A 15,280-nucleotide genomic window follows, 5' to 3' on the forward strand; every position below is an offset into this window, starting at 1 on the left:
TTATACCAATATTTAACTTATAAAATCAAATGTAAAACATCAACTTAGTTGTATTTAAATGCATGAAACAAAAAAAGAGTTCTACAATAAATCAAAAGGAAAATAACAGCAGAACACCCAGAATCTAGCCTGCTCTGTTAAACTATCTTTCTCCCTAGTACATTGAGACACTATGAGTTTAGCCACCCTGATTGATGAATTAAATCCCCAACAAAAGCAAGCAGCGACCACAGAAGCAAAACACAGTTTGGTGCTGGCCGGGGCAGGTTGTGGCAAAACCAAGACCATCGTGGCACGCGCAGCTTACTTGATTGAACAGGGCGTGCCTGCCAACCAGATTCAGATTCTGACCTTTACCCGCCGGGCTGCCAGTGAAATTGTGGCGCGTGTCGAACTGGCACTTGGTGAACAAGCCAAGGGACTGCGGGCCTCGACCTTTCATACCTTCTGTATGTATCTGCTGCGCCGTATTCCGAAAGCTTTTGGTCTGGAACAGTTTTCGATTATTGATCGTGATGATCAGCTGATGATGTTCCGCCTGATTCGCGGTCGTGATGACAAGAAGAACCCCAATCATTTGCCTAAGCCTCAGGAATTATGTGATTTGTATTCCTTTGCTCGGAACACCCGGCAAAAACTCAGTCTGGCGCTGGAAAAACAGATGCCGGAATATCTGGCCTTAAAGGACCAGATTGCCGAAATCATGAAAGAATATGAAGCACGTAAGCAGGCGCGAAGTTTTCTGGATTATGACGATATTCTGGCGATAGTTGCCACGGCGCTGGCACAGTCCGAAGGTCTGGTCGACTATGTCGCTTCTATATGCCGACATATGCTGGTGGATGAAATGCAGGATACCAATCCATTGCAATGGGCTTTGCTGGAGCCACTCAAAGACCGGATCAGCCTGTTCTGTGTCGGTGATGATGCCCAGTCGATTTATGGCTTTCGTGGTGCAGACTTTGAAAATATTCACCATTTCAAAGAACGTGTGCCAGATGCGCAAATTTTTAAATTAGAAAAAAACTACCGCTCGACCCAGGAAATTCTGGATCTGTCCAACTGGCTGCTCGATCAGTCTGAAATCAAATATGATAAACGTCTGGAAGCGTATCGGGGAGAAGGCATTAAGCCGCGTATGCATATCTTCCCGAATGAGTTTGATGAAGCCAAATGGATTGCGATTGATATTAAAGAACGCCATTATCTGCAAGGCAGCAAATGGGGCGAGCATATGGTTCTGGTTCGTTCCAGCTTTGCCGCACGGCATATTGAAGCGGCCTGTATCGCGGCCAATGTGCCATATCGCTTTATTGGTGGCATGAAGCTGCTGGAAACGGCGCATGTCAAAGATTTGCTCAGCATGCTGCGGGTGGTCGCCAATCCATTGGATGATATTGCCTGGATGCGTTTCTTAACCCTGTGGAATGGTGTAGGTGATGTAGGTGCCAGCAAGCTGTCACAGCAGCTATTGGCTGAACCTGAAATGGATCAGATTGCAAAGAAATTAGAACAGTTTGGCAAGATACCGCTAGAAACCATTCTGATTATGCAGCAGATGAATGTGCTCCAAGGCGAAGTGCAAGCCTGTGTCAGCCTTGCGATTCAGGCGATTGAATCTCAGTTGGCGGAAAACTATAAAAAGGACTGGTCACGTCGCCAGAGTGATTTTGAACTGGTCAAACAGCTGGCGTCCAAGCATTCGCAGCTGAGTGAATTTTTAGAGGAATATGTACTGGATCCGGTGTCAATCTCGGAAATTGAACGTCAGTCCGATCATGATGTGGTGACGCTGATTACCATTCACTCAGCCAAAGGCACCGAGCAAAATGTATGTTATGTAGCCAATGTCACGCCGGGGAATTATCCGCATGCACGTGCCCAAGGTGATTTTGATGATGTCGAAGAAGAGCGTCGTGTGCTGTATGTAGCATTGACCCGGGCAAAAAATGAATTGATTCTGACCAAACAGAACCTGAATCATTGGGCGCGGGAAACGGTCGATGAGCAGGGGCGTAAAGTCGAGAGCTATTTCCTGAATGATCTTACCCGGCAGTTCTGCACCACGGAAACTCATTACAAAACCCGGCAGCAAACCGTCAAAAGTGCCTTGATTGAACGCAAGTCGATTAATTTAGATTTTGGCATTGATCTCGATTAAACTATAGCAAAGTTGTTTCATGCAAAAAGTAGAGTAGGCGCGTGCTTTTTGATATTTTTTGCCTATCTTCTTAAGGTTATTAGATGAAAATTTTAGTTCGTAATTTAGAACGTACAGTCACAGAAGCCGAATTGCTGAAACTGTTCCAGGAATACGGCACAGTAGAAAACTGTACTTTGGTGCTGGATGCTGAAACTGGTAAATCTAAAGGCTTCGCCTTTGTAGAAATGCCACATGGTCGTGAAGCAGTTAAAGCGATCAAAGGCTTGAATACCTTACGCTTACATGGCACAGGTATTCGTGTCAAACAGGCTGAAGACAAGCCACAGGCGTAAATAGAAAAAGGAGCAGATGATGCTCCTTTTTTATGGCTGTAATTTAGGATATTTCAATTTGCTCAGTGGGCTTAATGCTTTGAAGTCGGATCTGGATGAATTCAGTTTAAACATCTTTTGATTGCGAAATGCAGGCGAACCTTTTACTTTATAAAAGCCAAAATTTGTTTTAACCCTTAGGAAATCTCGATGACCCGTGTTGCTCGCTATCATGCGGACCGTACCAATCAAAAACTGTATTTTGCCCGTCTTTCCTGCCAGCAGGCAGAGCAAACCGAACATGTACAACAGGCTCAGGCACAACGTGAGGCAACTGTTTTTCATTTACATGGTGCCTTGTTGGCATTTTTGCAGGAACTGGTACGTTACTATCGCCTGAATGATCCTAATCCGACCCTGAAATCAATTGAAGAACTGATGGCGGCCAAAGGCCAGATTTCGCCAGAAGTCACTGTGCTACAGCATTTATCTAAAAGCGGTTTCATTGCTGAACTGAAGCGCGCCTATCGTTTATGCCAGTATGCGCCAGAACCAAGTACCCCAGAACCTGAAGACGAAACCTCTTCAAATCTCATCATTAAAGTCACACAGTCTCCACAAGCATGGTTACCTGATACTGCTATATTAAGAGAGTGGCATCGTGACCTGACCCAATTAATTGATGGGTTTCGTAATGAGATGATTGAATTTTAATCAGATCGGCTGTACTTGAAATTACAATTTTTAACCCTATATCAATTACTCTAATGATGCAAAGTGCATTCAGCTCTTTGCCGCCATGTTGAACGTGGAGGATATATGTCTATAGAACAGTTGAAAGACTTATTTGGTAATCAAGACGCGATTTTAGAACTCGTTCAACTTGAAGGTGGCGCATTGGCTTTACGCAATGCAGGTTCACATAAACAGCCTTTGGTGATGATTCAGTTTAATGACGAGGTAAAAGCTCTACTTGGAGAGCAGACTCCTTTTGTTGCGCAGCAGATGATTCAGGCGGCCTTATATGGCTTGCTGGAACAGCAGGTCAATGAATGGCAGGCTGAGGTTGTGGATGAAGAGCCAAAGTATATGAGTTAATCGTTAAAACCCATTTAAAAAGCACACGATCAGTGTGCTTTTTTGGTTTTATCAGAAATGCAGTGATGCGGATTTATAAGTACAAGAAAGAGCTTCAGTGCCTGCTTTCCTATAAAAAAGTTGCCGGATCTGGCAACTTTTTTATAGGGAGGAATTCAAAGAAAAATTTTTAATGAGAAGGCGTATGCTGATGCGCGATTTCAATCTGGTTTAAAATATGATTACTCATATTTTTTGCCATTTCCTCTTTGGCATAATATACCTCACCAATATTATCCCGACGGATTGCTTCAGCTTCTTCCTTACTTTCTGCACAGACCAGTACCTGAATTTGGGGATTCAAAGTCTTGGCAATGTCGACAATTTTATGGATATCGATTATATCCATAGGGGAAATGACCAATAAGCGCGCGTGCTGAATATGCGCCTGAATGAGAACGCCAGCTTCAGTGGCAATACCGGAAACCGCAGCAATACCTTTTTCACGCAGATTTTCTACGATGTCACGGTTTTCTTCGGCAATCACCACCTTAATGTTCTCTTCCATCAATGACCGGGTAATACGCCGCCCAACCTCACCATGGCCAATAATCACCACCTGATCGCGCAAATAATCTTGTGAAACTTCATCAGGTAACATCGCCAGCGGGTCACCACTGCGTTCCAGTAAGCGAGCCAAAGTTGAGCGCTCCCGGATCCATTTTTGTACGGGTTCAATCGCAGAGAAAACGAAAGAGTTGAGGGTGATTGAAATCAAGGCACCTGCCAGAATCAGGTTTTGTCCCTCTAACGATAGCAGGTTAAGGGATACACCGAGCGCAGCCAAAATAAAGGAGAACTCACCAATCTGTGCCAGCGAAGCACCGACGGTCAAGGCTGTATTGATCGGATAACGAAAGAACAGTACCAGTGCCATGGCTGCAATGGTCTTACCAATCATGATAATGCCGACCACTGCCAGTACATGTAAGGGCTGTTCCAGCAGGATACGCGGATCAAACAGCATGCCGACAGAGACAAAGAATAAAATCGAGAAAATTTCACGCAGTGGCAAAGTTTCCTCTTCGGCGCGATGACTGAAATCAGACTCTTTTACCACCATACCGGCAAAAAACGCACCCAGAGCCATAGAAACGCCAAAAATCTTGTAAGCGCCGAAGGCGATAGAAACAGCAGCAGCCACCACGGTTAAGGTGAACAGCTCACGTGAACCAAGACGTGCCACTACCTGTATGATCATTGGAATCAAGCGCTTACCAATAATCAGCATGAAAGCAATAAAGCCTGCGACTTTAAGCAGGGTAATGCCTAAAGTGAGCCAGATATTTTCATCGCTTGCACCTTCCAGGGCCTGACCACCGAGTAGCACTGCAGTTGCAGGTAACAAGACCAGCGCTAATACCATCACCAGATCTTCGACCAGTAACCAGCCAACTGCAATTCGGCCATTGATCGAATCCAGCAGGCCACGGTCTCCGAGCGCTTTGAGTAGAACCACGGTACTGGCACAGGATAGGCTTAAGCCAAAGACCAGTGCTGAGCCAAAATTCCAGCCCCACAGCATTGAGATACCTACCCCGAGCAAGGTGGCAACTGCAATCTGTAAAATCGCACCAGGCAGGGCAATCCGGCGTACCTGCATCAGATCGTTCAGGGAAAAATGCATCCCGACACCAAACATCAGGAACATGACGCCTAGTTCTGCCAACTGGTTGGCCAGATGAATATCACCGACCACACCCGGCGTATGAGGACTAATCAGCACACCGGCAATCAAATAGCCGATCAAAGGGGGAAGACGCAGTCGTGCTGCGAGATAGCCAAAGACTAAAGCTAAGCCAAAACCAACAGCGAGTAATATAATGAGCTCTACATCATGTGGCACTAAATACTCCTTTAGTTAGGTTTATTGGGAAATAAGCACAAAAAATGCCAAAACATTCAGAAAGTTTATCAAGCCGGATAAAAAAAGTGCAAAAAAAAACGACCTGAAAAGGCCGCTTTTTTAAAGAAACTAAAATTATTTGATTTTAGCTTCTTTGAAGATTACGTGTTGACGGATTTTTGGATCAAATTTTTTGATTTCCATTTTTTCCGGCATAGTACGTTTGTTCTTAGTCGTGGTATAGAAATAACCTGTACCAGCTGAAGAAACTAAGCGAATTTTATCACGCATGGTTCAGACTCCTTAGATCTTTTGACCTTGAGCACGCAGGTCAGCAACAACCTTTTCAATGCCCAATTTGTCGATAATACGCATACCTTTAGTGGTTAAACGAAGACGTACAAAACGTTTTTCGCTTTCTAACCAGAAACGGTGGTGGTGCAGGTTCGGCTCGAACCGGCGCTTAGTTTTGTTGTTGGCGTGTGAGACGTTGTTACCAACGACTGGACGCTTGCCGGTAACTTGGCAAACCTTAGACATGGTGTAACTCCATTGATTTAGCCAACAGCAAATCTGTATGGCCAGTCAAAAATAAACGGATTGAAATCATTCAAGGGGCGTTTTATATCAAAAATGCGCTTAAAAGACAAGCGATTTCCGTCAAAACGCGGCACGAACTATATCGATAGCTCATGCCTTGATCATTTAGCGGAGAAGGGTCTTCGAAATCAGCTTGTGAATCGGTTTATTGAACGGCGGCAGAATGTATTTCAAGCTATACAGCTTTGGATTCGACATTACTGAGCGTTCATGCGACAAACTGAAGAAGCCCTCTGGACCGTGGTATTTACCCATACCTGATGCACCGACACCCCCAAATGGTAAGTCGTCCTGTGCAACATGGGTCAGTACCGTATTTTGCCCAAAATGCCCTGAATGGGTACGCTGTGCGACATAATCAGCACGCGCCTGATCAAAGTCGAAGTAGTATAAAGCAAGTGGACGCGGACGGCTATTAATAAAGTCGATGACATCATCAATTTGATCATATTCCATGATTGGAAGCAGTGGGCCAAAGATTTCATGCTGCATGATCTGCATCATTGGAGTGACATTGGTCACGATGGTCGGTGCAATCTTGCGCAGATCAGCCGAATTTTCACTGCGCGGATTAATTTCAATGACTTGCGCACCCTGCTCGCGTGCATCATCCAGATAACCTTCCAGACGGTTATATTGTTTGTCATTGATAATCGAGGTGTAGTCCTGGTTATGGGTGATATCCGGATACATGCTTTCTACGCAAGCCTTAAAATGATCAATAAATTCAGCCGTCTTGCCACGTGGCAGGAACATATAGTCGGGTGCCACACAGGTCTGGCCTGCATTCCAGAGCTTGCCAACGGCGACACGCTGAGCTACATCACGCAGATCAATGGATGGATGCACCAGTACCGGTGATTTACCGCCGAGTTCCAGAATCACTGGCACCAGATTTTCGGCAGCCGCCGCCATCACGGTTTTACCGACTGCCGTCGAGCCGGTGAAAATTAACTTATCGAACGGCAAACGGCAGAATGCATCCGAGATGACACCGCCACCATTCACCACCGCGACCAATTCTTTCGGAAAGGCTTCGGCCAGGGCTTTTTCCAGCACTGCACCAAAGGCAGCCGATGCACTGGAAATCTTGATCATGGCATGGTTGCCTGCAGCCAGAGCGCAGATCAGCGGACCGATAGACAGTAGCAGCGGATAATTCCACGGTGCAATAATTCCGACTACGCCCAAAGGCTGATATTGTACCCATGCCTTGGCTGGCTGGTGAATAATGCCGACATGACGTTTGGAGGGTTTCATCCAGCGGGTCAGGTTTTTACTGTAATATTTGACATGTTCCAGACAGGTGAGCAGTTCACCAATTTTGGTTTCCCCGATCGAACGGTTACCATAGTCCTGATTAATTGCTTCAGCAAATTGATCTTGATACTTAACTAAGATACGCTTAAGCCGAGCTAAACGATCGATACGTTCCTTTGCAGTTGGCAGAGGGTAGTGTAAGTAAGCGTGTTTTTGTTGTGCCAAGACTTCATTGAGGTACTGGCTATCAAAGAAATGTGGTGTCATTGATGTTGTTTTTGTGTGACTGTTCATGCCGCACTACCATATTCAAAAATCGATTAATTAATTTTTAGAGCAAATACTCTAATTAGTCAAGTGACTTTGTGTGTTAGCCTGCTAATGCACGAACTGAATGGTTATTTTAGGATGTCCCAAACCAAAACCTTAAAAACTAAAGAGCGTATCTTGCAGCTTAGTTTGCAGCTGTTTAATGAGCGTGGCGAACGGTCCGTCACCACCAATCACATTGCGGCTGAACTCGGCATGAGCCCAGGCAACCTGTATTATCATTTCCGCAATAAAAATGAAATTATTAAAGAATTGATGGAACAGTACCAGCAGCAAACGCTGGAGATGCTGGCCTTGCCGGATGACCGTGCGCTGGACGCCAATGACAAGGTGCATTACTTTCAGGTACTGAGTAGTCAGCTATGGGCTTATCGTTTCCTGCATCGGGATGTCTATCATCTGGTAGAAAATAACGAAGATTTTCGCAAGTTGTATCCCCGCTTTGCCGGACAGGTGATGCAGCAGGGCCAGAAAATCTATAAAGGCTTTGTCAATGCAGGCCTGATGGAAATGACCGATTCAGAAATTGAAGCCCTGATCATCAACCTGTGGATTGTACTGACCAACTGGACCAACTTCCTGTATATGTCAGGCCATCTGACCGATTCCAATACGCTGGAAGAAAAATGGGTCTGGCAGGCACTGCGCCAGATGGTATTCTTGGAAGGGGCCTATTTGCGTGGCGAAAGTCGTCAAACCTATGAAGGGTTATTGAATAGTCTGGGCTCTTCCGAACTTTTTGCCAGCCTGTCGGCTGCTAAAGACGCTGAATCTGAACAAACTATTCAGAATATCCAAGAAACGCGCTAGAATACTCGGCTTATTTTTTAATTTAACTGATTAGTGACTTAAACCAACATGAATATGACGACTGCTAACACCGCACGTTTATTGATTACTTGTGAAGACAAGCCGGGCATCGTGCAGGCTGTTTCAAGCTTCTTGTATCATCAAGGTGCTAACATTACTGCGCTTGACCAATATGCGACAGCAGCACAGGGCGGACGTTATTTCATGCGCGTTGAATTTGAATTAGATAATCTTCAAAGTCGCAAAGAAAGCATTATCCAGACTTTTGCAGCGAATGTAGCGGAACGCTATAGCATGCAATGGCGTCTGGCTCTGGTCAGTGATGTGAAGAAAGTCGGTATTCTGGTGTCCAAGGTTGATCATGCCTTGCTGGAACTATTATGGCGTCATGCACGTGGTGGTTTACCTTGTGAAATTACCAAAGTGGTATCGAATCACGAGACCTTACGCGAAGCAGTTGAAAACTTTGGTATTCCATTTGAAGTGGTGCCAGTAACCAAAGACAACAAGCGTGAGGCTTATGAAGAAATTGACCAGTTGATGCAGGGCAATGACCTGTTGGTACTGGCGCGTTATATGCAGATTCTGGATGAAGAGTTTGTCAGCAAGTGGGAAATGAAAGTGATCAATATCCACCATTCATTCCTGCCAGCTTTCGTGGGTGCCAATCCGTACAAGCAGGCTTATGACAAGGGTGTCAAACTGATTGGTGCAACTGCCCACTATGTGACAGCTGATCTGGATCAGGGGCCAATCATCGAGCAGGATGTGGAGCGCGTGAACCATGACTTTACTGTTGAACAGTTACGTGAACTGGGTCAGGATGTAGAGCGTAATGTATTGGCCCGTGCGGTCAGATGGCATCTGGAAGACCGTATTATTGTCGATGGTAACAAGACTGTCGTGTTCCAATAAGACTTGCATTGGATTTTAAAAAGGCATACTTTTAGTGTGCCTTTTTTTGTTTTGATGCAAAAAAAATCAGTCAAAGCTAAGATTAGCAGTTGCAAATGAAAACACTTCTCATTTATTATTGGCATACTTTAATTGTGCTAACCGATGAGCTTGATAGTTTGTTTCACATCATCTCCTCAAGGTAATAGATTTAATGAGTCAAGTTGCTGCGCCCCAAATGCCTACACCGCCGAATCAGATGAAAAAGAAAATCATCTCTATCGTTGCGGCTGTACTTGTTGGGCATGTGGGGGTGTTATATGCGATCAGCCAGATGAAAGCGCCTGAACTGACACCCATTGATAAGCAGCCCTTAAAAGTGCGCTTTGTCAAACTTCAGGAGGCACCGAAACCTTTACCGCCAAAGCCAAAGGCCGAGCCACAAAAAGAGCCACCTAAGCCTAAAAAAGAAGTCAAAATTGTAGAAAAACCGCTGCTACCGCCACCCAAAAAAGTAGAAAAAATTGAACAGGTGAAAAAGGTGGAAGCGCCTAAAGTAGTCACAGCACCGCCAGTTGAAGCAAAACCGACTCCGGCTCCGGTAGTGCCAACCGTGGTCACTGAAACTAAAGTAAAACCGGCACCCGCTCCAGTTGCACCACCTGCACCTGTGGCGCCCCCTGCACCTCCATCACCGAAAAGTGTATCGATTGGCGGAGGTGTTTCTTGGCAGCGTTCACCGAAAGTTTCATTATCTTCGGGTGAATTAAAATCAGCCTGTTCGCTGGTAGTGGACGTGGCAGCAAATGAACAGGGCAAAGTGGTCTCCGCGACTGCACGAAACTCAGATTGTAGCCCGGCAGTAACGCGCAAAGTAGAAGCAGCGGTACGTCGTGCACAACTCACCAAATATGTTGAAAATGGTGTGGCTTATCCAACCCGTGTGGAACAGCCTTTCGATTTTCAGGTTAAATAACGGCTAACCCATTAGGAGTTCGAATATGAACTTTTCAGTTTATTGGCAACACGCTGATGCAGTCAGTAAAACGCTGTATTTCGTGTTATTGGCAATGTCGATTGCGACATGGACCATTTTTGTGCTGCGTTTGATGGGCACTCGCCAATTGAAACAGATTGCCTATGCTCAGTTATCTCAGGCATTGGAAAAACTGAAAACCAAACTGGCTCCTTTGGGCTTTGAACAGCGTAAGGCAGTGGCAGAACAGGCGCTGTTACGCCAGATTTCAGCAGAGAAAGCCAATGCCGAAAAAGGTGTATCGGTTCTTGGTACAATTGCTTCAATTTCACCTTTTGTCGGTTTGTTCGGTACGGTATGGGGAATTTTCCATGCACTGGTTGCGGTTGGTAAAAGTGGTCAGGCTGGCCTTGCACAAGTAGCAACCCCAGTCGGTGAGGCCTTGATTATGACCGGATTGGGTCTGGCCGTCGCGATTCCTGCGGTACTGGCATATAACATCTGTGTGCGTATGAATCGTGGCCTGGCACATGAACTGCAAGATCAGGCGCATGGTCTGTTGATTGATACCATGCTGCAACAGGAATCTGCTGCAAAAAAATCTGATGCGCAGATTACGCAACAAAGTTTCGTGGGAGGTCAAGCTTAATGGCTTTTCAACTGGGTGAAGACAACGATGTAGGCATGAATGAGATGAACCTCATTCCACTCATCGACATTATGTTGGTATTGATGATCATCTTTCTGGTGACAGCGACCGTTGCGAACCCGTCAATTCCATTAACCTTGCCACAAACTACTGCGGAAATTATCGATCTGCCGCCTGAAAATGTCACCATCAGTATCAATGCAGAAGGTGACATTGCTTGGAATGGCGATGTACTGACGTTAGAGCAGCTTGAAACCCGCTTCAATGAAGCCGGACAGTCTGAACGTCAGCCGACGATTGTGCTGAAAGCAGATAAAGAATCACGTTATGATGCGGTGGCGCAAGTCATGTCGCGCGCGAGTGGAGCCGGACTCAGCGATATCGCTTTTGCAACTGATAACTAAGATTCAGTGAGTAAAAAAAGCGACTGATTGCAGTCGCTTTTTTTATGCCTATTTTTCATGAAACTTAATGAGTTTTTAACAAGGTTGTAAACTTACTGCGTAATTTGTTCAATTTTGGTGGAATGGCAAAATTGCAATAGCCTTGAGTGGGATTCTTGGCAAAGAAGTTCTGATGATATTCTTCTGCAGGATAAAAAGTCGGGGCAGGGCTGAGTTCAGTCACGATATTGATACCATCGGCTTTCAGGGCATCAATCGCCTGCTGTGCCTGTTGTTGTTGCTCATCATTCAGATAAAAAATCACAGAACGATATTGGGTGCCAACGTCATTGCCCTGACGGTTCAAGGTTGTTGGATCATGGGTTGCAAAAAATACATCAAGTAACTGTGTATAACTGATCTGGTTTTCATCGAAATCGATCAGAATCACTTCAGCATGTCCGGTTTCACCCCCGCACACGTCATCATAATTGGGATTAGTCGTATGGCCACCTGCATAGCCACTCAGAACCTGCTGGACTCCCTGGATTTGTAAAAATACCGCCTCAGTACACCAAAAGCATCCACCACCGAAAAGTGCTTGTTGCATGGTTGATTCCTCATTCAATTGAAATAGGCTGATGGTTTAATTCTAGCCCACCAGTATGAAAGATAAAAAAGCCTGTAAATGCAGGCTTTTTGTAGGAGGCTTATTAGCGTGGCTGAACCGCACTTTCCAGCTGGATTAACAAGTTGCCATGTCGATCCAACAGTTTCAATGTTTTTCCATATACTTGATAATGCGTCACTTTGCTTAAAGCTTCATTAAATTTTTGATCTAGTTGACCATTATTCATACAGGCCATGCGTGTAGTGGCCATTTGACTCAAATTCAAGGTGTCTTTACCCGCTGTATAGCTGCCCATGATCCGGTTACAGCCATCTGAACCTGAAACACGCTGGGTGCTGGCATCAAATTGCAGGCTTGGAATATTGCTTGCTGCTGGTACTGTCTTGATTTCAGTATTGCCAATCTGGGTAGCGATCCAAGTGCGATTCTGCAAAAGTTGTAAATGATTCGCGGTTTGTGTGGTGGCGGTAGATGGGACAGTTTCACAACCCATGACCGTTAAGACCGAACCTAAAATGGCGATGGCAGTAAATTTTTTTAGCATGAGAGATACCCTGATCATAGATTAGCCATTTGTATCTAAACAAAAAAATGATTAAGGTTCCAGTTGATTTTGTATCTTTATTGAAGTGGATATTACTGTAGAGTTATCACATGTCTGGTTTTGGCAGGCCCTGCCGGATCAGATGTGAATAATCCTGACTGGACAGCTCGGCGGTCTGTTTCACCCGTGGATTAACGTGTGCTCGCTGATACCAGGTATGCATATCCCAGGACTGATCCAGTACTTTCAGATCATAAAGATAGTTCGGTAAATAGCCGGAGGCAAGTAACCGATAATCTGAGGGCAATTGTTGTTGCGAAACTGCCTGCACCATATCAAAGACCAGCGTAGTACAGTTACTGGTCAGGGTGTTGTACCATTTCGGCTGTTTGGCCAGTGCATCGACCTGATGGAGATATTCCACAAATAATGCTTTGGCTTGAGCTTGTGGCATCTTTACCGGAAAGAAATAGACCTGTTCGCCGCGGACATTGCTGCGAGTATAAATGATATCCTTTTCGTCCGATGCCACCAGACTCAATTCATATTTTCGGAAAAAGCCACCTATCGCTGAAAAATTCTCATTCTTCTCCTTGCGGATTTCAATCGAAAAGGTGAGTGGCTTTTGATTAGCAAAATCGAAGCTGACCAGAGTATGAGCAATTTTTGGTCCCATCCAGTAAGACGTGATGATATTCACTCCGGTAATCTGGTTCAGATCAAAACTGCGGCTTTCCCAGCGCTCAGTATAGCGGCCATCCGGTTGCCAGTCGAAATTACGGATATTGTGCAGGGTGGCCAGATTGCCTCGCTGTTCATAGGAGAGCAGCCTGGAAACTTCAGGGTTCCAGTCACGATCTTGACGTGGCTCCATGCTGAAGTAAGCCAACAAGCTGAACAGAAAGGCCAGCAGATAGAGTACGGTATCCACCTGGCGGGAAATCAGATGCCGAGTAAAATAAATTCCGAGAACAACCAGTGCAAATGCGAGCCAAAGACCTATCAGAATTATGCTGCCAATTTTACCCAAAGGCTGTTGTACCCAGAGCATCAGGCTTAACCACAAGCTTGAACACAGGACAAATAAACTAAACAGACTGCCGAGTAACCACAGGCTCCAATGCTTTTCCGGTTTTTTGCGTCCTTGCATGCTCAATCTTTTATAGAAAATAGGCTTTATTTTCTGTATGTTGCGAACTCAAATGCAATACCGGATTTGTCATCAATATGTTGTTCTGATGCAACTTTTTCAAACTCGGCCGGAATCTCCGGGTAATAGGCATGACCTTTTACATCTAGTTCGACATGGGTGAGTTCCAGACGATCAGCGATATCCAGGGTCTGTTTAAATATTTCGCCGCCGCCAATAATATAAATGGACTTCGGATTTTCCGAGGCTTTTACATCTGCTACAGCCTGATTCAAGGCATCCTCAATCGTATGCGCAACTTTAGTGCCTTCAAAAGACCAGTCGGCATCCCGGGTAATCACCCAGTTCACACGTTTGGGCAGGGCACGGCCCATGGATTCAAGCGTTTTGCGACCCATCACAATTACGCCGCCCTGAGTGATTTCCTTGAAATGTTTAAGATCTGCTGAGATGTGCCAAGGCAGGTCATTGTCCTTGCCAATACAGCGCTGCTGATCCATTGCCACGACGTGTACAACTTCTAAATCTTGAAATGACATGTATTGAATCCTTCTCATCAAACCCAAAGTTCTTCGTGTAATGTTTTACTTGTACGAAGGAAAGGTTAAAAATCTATATTGACTGCCTTCATGCTTTAGGCCTGGGAATATATTTTGCAAGGGAGAGGCGTTACGCATGGTAAAAGGCCTTTCCCTAGCCCTCTCCTAGGAGGAGAGGGAACTTTAGAATAAAGAACATTAAACAGCGACAGGTGCTTTGATACCTGGATGTGATTCATAACCGACAATTTCAATATCTTCAAATTTAAAATCGAACAGGTCTTTGACTTCAGGGTTCAATTTTAACTGGCATAGACCAAGTGGCTCACGACTCAATTGTAATTGTGCTTGTTCAAAGTGGTTGGCATATAAATGGGTATCGCCACCGGTCCAGACAAAATCACCGACGTCCAGATCACAGACCTGCGCAATCATATGCGTCAGCAGGGCATAGCTGGCAATGTTAAACGGGACGCCCAAAAACACATCGGCACTACGCTGGTACAGCTGGCAAGAGAGTTTGCCATTATGCACAAAAAACTGGAATAGGGTATGACAGGGTGGTAATGCCACTTGACCCGCTTCATTCGGATTCCAGCCAGAGACAATCAGACGACGTGAATTTGGATTGGTCTTGATTTCATTGATCAGCCATTGGATCTGGTCAAAACCATCCTGTTTATAGCTGCTATCTGGATTTTTGGTTGCGCCAAAGTTACGCCACTGATGACCATATACCGGACCAAGTTCGCCTTCAGGACGGCCAAAACGCGCTGTCTGTTCCGCAGTTGCCCATTCATCCCAAATCGTGACTTTGTTGTCCTGAAGATACTTTACATTGGTATCACCTTTCAGGAACCACAACAGTTCAATCACGATGGAACGGAAGTGAACTTTTTTGGTGGTGAGTAGGGGAAATCCCTTAGAAAGATCAAAGCGCATCTGATGACCAAATACCGAGCGTGTACCTGTTCCGGTACGGTCGCCTTTATCACCGCCGTGGTCGAGGATATGTTGTAAAAGGTCAAGATATTGGCGCATAGGTCTCTCTTAAAA

18 protein-coding genes are annotated in these 15,280 nt (G+C 45.3%); 9 read left to right on the plus strand and 9 right to left on the minus strand.

The window, feature by feature from the left end:
• Positions 1 to 172: 172 nt before the first annotated feature.
• The 4 genes from VXQ11_RS04350 to VXQ11_RS04365 all read left to right on the plus strand — a co-directional run bounded on the left by VXQ11_RS04350 (position 173) and on the right by VXQ11_RS04365 (position 3,573).
• On the plus strand, positions 173 to 2,161 hold the full coding sequence (locus tag VXQ11_RS04350; protein WP_416705505.1) for an ATP-dependent helicase: 1,989 nt from the start codon (positions 173 to 175) through the stop codon (positions 2,159 to 2,161).
• 83 nt (positions 2,162 to 2,244) lie between these two features.
• Entirely contained in the window at positions 2,245 to 2,496 is a 252-nt protein-coding gene (locus tag VXQ11_RS04355) for an RNA recognition motif domain-containing protein (RefSeq protein WP_416705506.1), read from the plus strand.
• A gap of 189 nt (positions 2,497 to 2,685) precedes the next feature.
• Positions 2,686 to 3,189, plus strand: a complete 504-nt coding sequence (locus VXQ11_RS04360) for a DUF6586 family protein (RefSeq protein WP_064094850.1) — start codon at positions 2,686 to 2,688, stop codon at positions 3,187 to 3,189.
• A gap of 105 nt (positions 3,190 to 3,294) precedes the next feature.
• A complete protein-coding gene (locus VXQ11_RS04365; protein ID WP_064094849.1) occupies positions 3,295 to 3,573 on the plus strand; it encodes a hypothetical protein in 279 nt (92 codons plus the stop codon).
• 169 nt (positions 3,574 to 3,742) lie between these two features.
• Here the strand turns inward: VXQ11_RS04365 and VXQ11_RS04370 are convergent, their stop codons facing one another.
• The 4 genes from VXQ11_RS04370 to VXQ11_RS04385 all read right to left on the minus strand — a co-directional run bounded on the left by VXQ11_RS04370 (position 3,743) and on the right by VXQ11_RS04385 (position 7,612).
• The gene (locus VXQ11_RS04370; protein ID WP_416705507.1) at positions 3,743 to 5,458 is read right to left on the minus strand and encodes a cation:proton antiporter; all 1,716 of its coding nucleotides are present in this window, start codon (positions 5,456 to 5,458) and stop codon (positions 3,743 to 3,745) included.
• A gap of 135 nt (positions 5,459 to 5,593) precedes the next feature.
• A complete protein-coding gene (gene rpmG / locus VXQ11_RS04375; RefSeq protein ID WP_001205031.1) occupies positions 5,594 to 5,749 on the minus strand; it encodes a 50S ribosomal protein L33 in 156 nt (51 codons plus the stop codon).
• A gap of 12 nt (positions 5,750 to 5,761) precedes the next feature.
• On the minus strand, positions 5,762 to 5,998 hold the full coding sequence (gene rpmB / locus VXQ11_RS04380) for a 50S ribosomal protein L28 (protein ID WP_000048256.1): 237 nt from the start codon (positions 5,996 to 5,998) through the stop codon (positions 5,762 to 5,764).
• Positions 5,999 to 6,163: 165 nt separating this feature from the next.
• Positions 6,164 to 7,612, minus strand: coding sequence for a coniferyl aldehyde dehydrogenase (locus VXQ11_RS04385; RefSeq protein WP_416680447.1), 1,449 nt, complete (start codon positions 7,610 to 7,612; stop codon positions 6,164 to 6,166).
• A 114-nt stretch (positions 7,613 to 7,726) separates the two neighbouring features.
• Between VXQ11_RS04385 and VXQ11_RS04390 the strand changes: the two genes are divergently transcribed.
• The 5 genes from VXQ11_RS04390 (at position 7,727) to VXQ11_RS04410 (ending at position 11,381) form a co-directional block, all read left to right on the plus strand.
• Entirely contained in the window at positions 7,727 to 8,458 is a 732-nt protein-coding gene (locus VXQ11_RS04390; protein ID WP_064094846.1) for a TetR/AcrR family transcriptional regulator, read from the plus strand.
• Positions 8,459 to 8,506: 48 nt separating this feature from the next.
• Positions 8,507 to 9,373: a formyltetrahydrofolate deformylase gene (gene purU, locus VXQ11_RS04395; RefSeq protein WP_064094845.1), complete on the plus strand. Its 867-nt coding sequence runs from the start codon at positions 8,507 to 8,509 to the stop codon at positions 9,371 to 9,373.
• Between the two features lie 193 nt (positions 9,374 to 9,566).
• The gene (locus tag VXQ11_RS04400; RefSeq protein WP_416705508.1) at positions 9,567 to 10,328 is read left to right on the plus strand and encodes a TonB-dependent receptor; all 762 of its coding nucleotides are present in this window, start codon (positions 9,567 to 9,569) and stop codon (positions 10,326 to 10,328) included.
• A 25-nt stretch (positions 10,329 to 10,353) separates the two neighbouring features.
• Positions 10,354 to 10,977 carry a MotA/TolQ/ExbB proton channel family protein gene (locus VXQ11_RS04405; protein WP_064094843.1) on the plus strand — a complete coding sequence of 208 codons (624 nt, stop codon included), beginning with the start codon at positions 10,354 to 10,356 and terminating at the stop codon, positions 10,975 to 10,977.
• Positions 10,977 to 11,381, plus strand: coding sequence for an ExbD/TolR family protein (locus tag VXQ11_RS04410; RefSeq protein ID WP_416680442.1), 405 nt, complete (start codon positions 10,977 to 10,979; stop codon positions 11,379 to 11,381). Before VXQ11_RS04405 ends, VXQ11_RS04410 begins: the two co-directional genes overlap by 1 nt.
• Before the next feature lie 64 nt (positions 11,382 to 11,445).
• Here VXQ11_RS04410 and msrA read toward each other — a convergent pair whose 3' ends face one another.
• The 5 genes from msrA to thyA all read right to left on the minus strand — a co-directional run bounded on the left by msrA (position 11,446) and on the right by thyA (position 15,265).
• Positions 11,446 to 11,970, minus strand: coding sequence for a peptide-methionine (S)-S-oxide reductase MsrA (gene msrA / locus VXQ11_RS04415; protein WP_416680440.1), 525 nt, complete (start codon positions 11,968 to 11,970; stop codon positions 11,446 to 11,448).
• 103 nt (positions 11,971 to 12,073) lie between these two features.
• Positions 12,074 to 12,535 (minus strand): META domain-containing protein, encoded by a 462-nt coding sequence (locus VXQ11_RS04420; protein ID WP_416705509.1) that lies wholly within the window; start codon positions 12,533 to 12,535, stop codon positions 12,074 to 12,076.
• A 106-nt stretch (positions 12,536 to 12,641) separates the two neighbouring features.
• Positions 12,642 to 13,685: a DUF4105 domain-containing protein gene (locus tag VXQ11_RS04425; RefSeq protein WP_416705510.1), complete on the minus strand. Its 1,044-nt coding sequence runs from the start codon at positions 13,683 to 13,685 to the stop codon at positions 12,642 to 12,644.
• A gap of 26 nt (positions 13,686 to 13,711) precedes the next feature.
• Complete coding sequence (locus VXQ11_RS04430; RefSeq protein ID WP_064102242.1) at positions 13,712 to 14,224, minus strand: dihydrofolate reductase; 513 nt, start codon at positions 14,222 to 14,224, stop codon at positions 13,712 to 13,714.
• Between the two features lie 198 nt (positions 14,225 to 14,422).
• Positions 14,423 to 15,265, minus strand: coding sequence for a thymidylate synthase (thyA, locus tag VXQ11_RS04435; RefSeq protein WP_416705511.1), 843 nt, complete (start codon positions 15,263 to 15,265; stop codon positions 14,423 to 14,425).
• Positions 15,266 to 15,280 lie beyond the last annotated feature (15 nt).

The organism is Acinetobacter sp. 197 (assembly GCF_048148385.1).
Lineage (GTDB): Bacteria > Pseudomonadota > Gammaproteobacteria > Pseudomonadales > Moraxellaceae > Acinetobacter > Acinetobacter pecorum.

Coding starts and splice junctions, on each gene's coding strand:
- VXQ11_RS04350 (WP_416705505.1), top strand. CDS start 173: ATGAGTTTAGCCACCCTGATTGATGAATTAAATCCCCAACAAAAGCAA.
- VXQ11_RS04355 (WP_416705506.1), top strand. CDS start 2,245: ATGAAAATTTTAGTTCGTAATTTAGAACGTACAGTCACAGAAGCCGAA.
- VXQ11_RS04360 (WP_064094850.1), top strand. CDS start 2,686: ATGACCCGTGTTGCTCGCTATCATGCGGACCGTACCAATCAAAAACTG.
- VXQ11_RS04365 (WP_064094849.1), top strand. CDS start 3,295: ATGTCTATAGAACAGTTGAAAGACTTATTTGGTAATCAAGACGCGATT.
- rpmG (WP_001205031.1), bottom strand. CDS start 5,749: ATGCGTGATAAAATTCGCTTAGTTTCTTCAGCTGGTACAGGTTATTTC.
- rpmB (WP_000048256.1), bottom strand. CDS start 5,998: ATGTCTAAGGTTTGCCAAGTTACCGGCAAGCGTCCAGTCGTTGGTAAC.
- VXQ11_RS04385 (WP_416680447.1), bottom strand. CDS start 7,612: ATGAACAGTCACACAAAAACAACATCAATGACACCACATTTCTTTGAT.
- VXQ11_RS04390 (WP_064094846.1), top strand. CDS start 7,727: ATGTCCCAAACCAAAACCTTAAAAACTAAAGAGCGTATCTTGCAGCTT.
- purU (WP_064094845.1), top strand. CDS start 8,507: ATGAATATGACGACTGCTAACACCGCACGTTTATTGATTACTTGTGAA.
- VXQ11_RS04400 (WP_416705508.1), top strand. CDS start 9,567: ATGAGTCAAGTTGCTGCGCCCCAAATGCCTACACCGCCGAATCAGATG.
- VXQ11_RS04405 (WP_064094843.1), top strand. CDS start 10,354: ATGAACTTTTCAGTTTATTGGCAACACGCTGATGCAGTCAGTAAAACG.
- VXQ11_RS04410 (WP_416680442.1), top strand. CDS start 10,977: ATGGCTTTTCAACTGGGTGAAGACAACGATGTAGGCATGAATGAGATG.
- msrA (WP_416680440.1), bottom strand. CDS start 11,970: ATGCAACAAGCACTTTTCGGTGGTGGATGCTTTTGGTGTACTGAGGCG.
- VXQ11_RS04420 (WP_416705509.1), bottom strand. CDS start 12,535: ATGCTAAAAAAATTTACTGCCATCGCCATTTTAGGTTCGGTCTTAACG.
- VXQ11_RS04425 (WP_416705510.1), bottom strand. CDS start 13,685: ATGCAAGGACGCAAAAAACCGGAAAAGCATTGGAGCCTGTGGTTACTC.
- VXQ11_RS04430 (WP_064102242.1), bottom strand. CDS start 14,224: ATGTCATTTCAAGATTTAGAAGTTGTACACGTCGTGGCAATGGATCAG.
- thyA (WP_416705511.1), bottom strand. CDS start 15,265: ATGCGCCAATATCTTGACCTTTTACAACATATCCTCGACCACGGCGGT.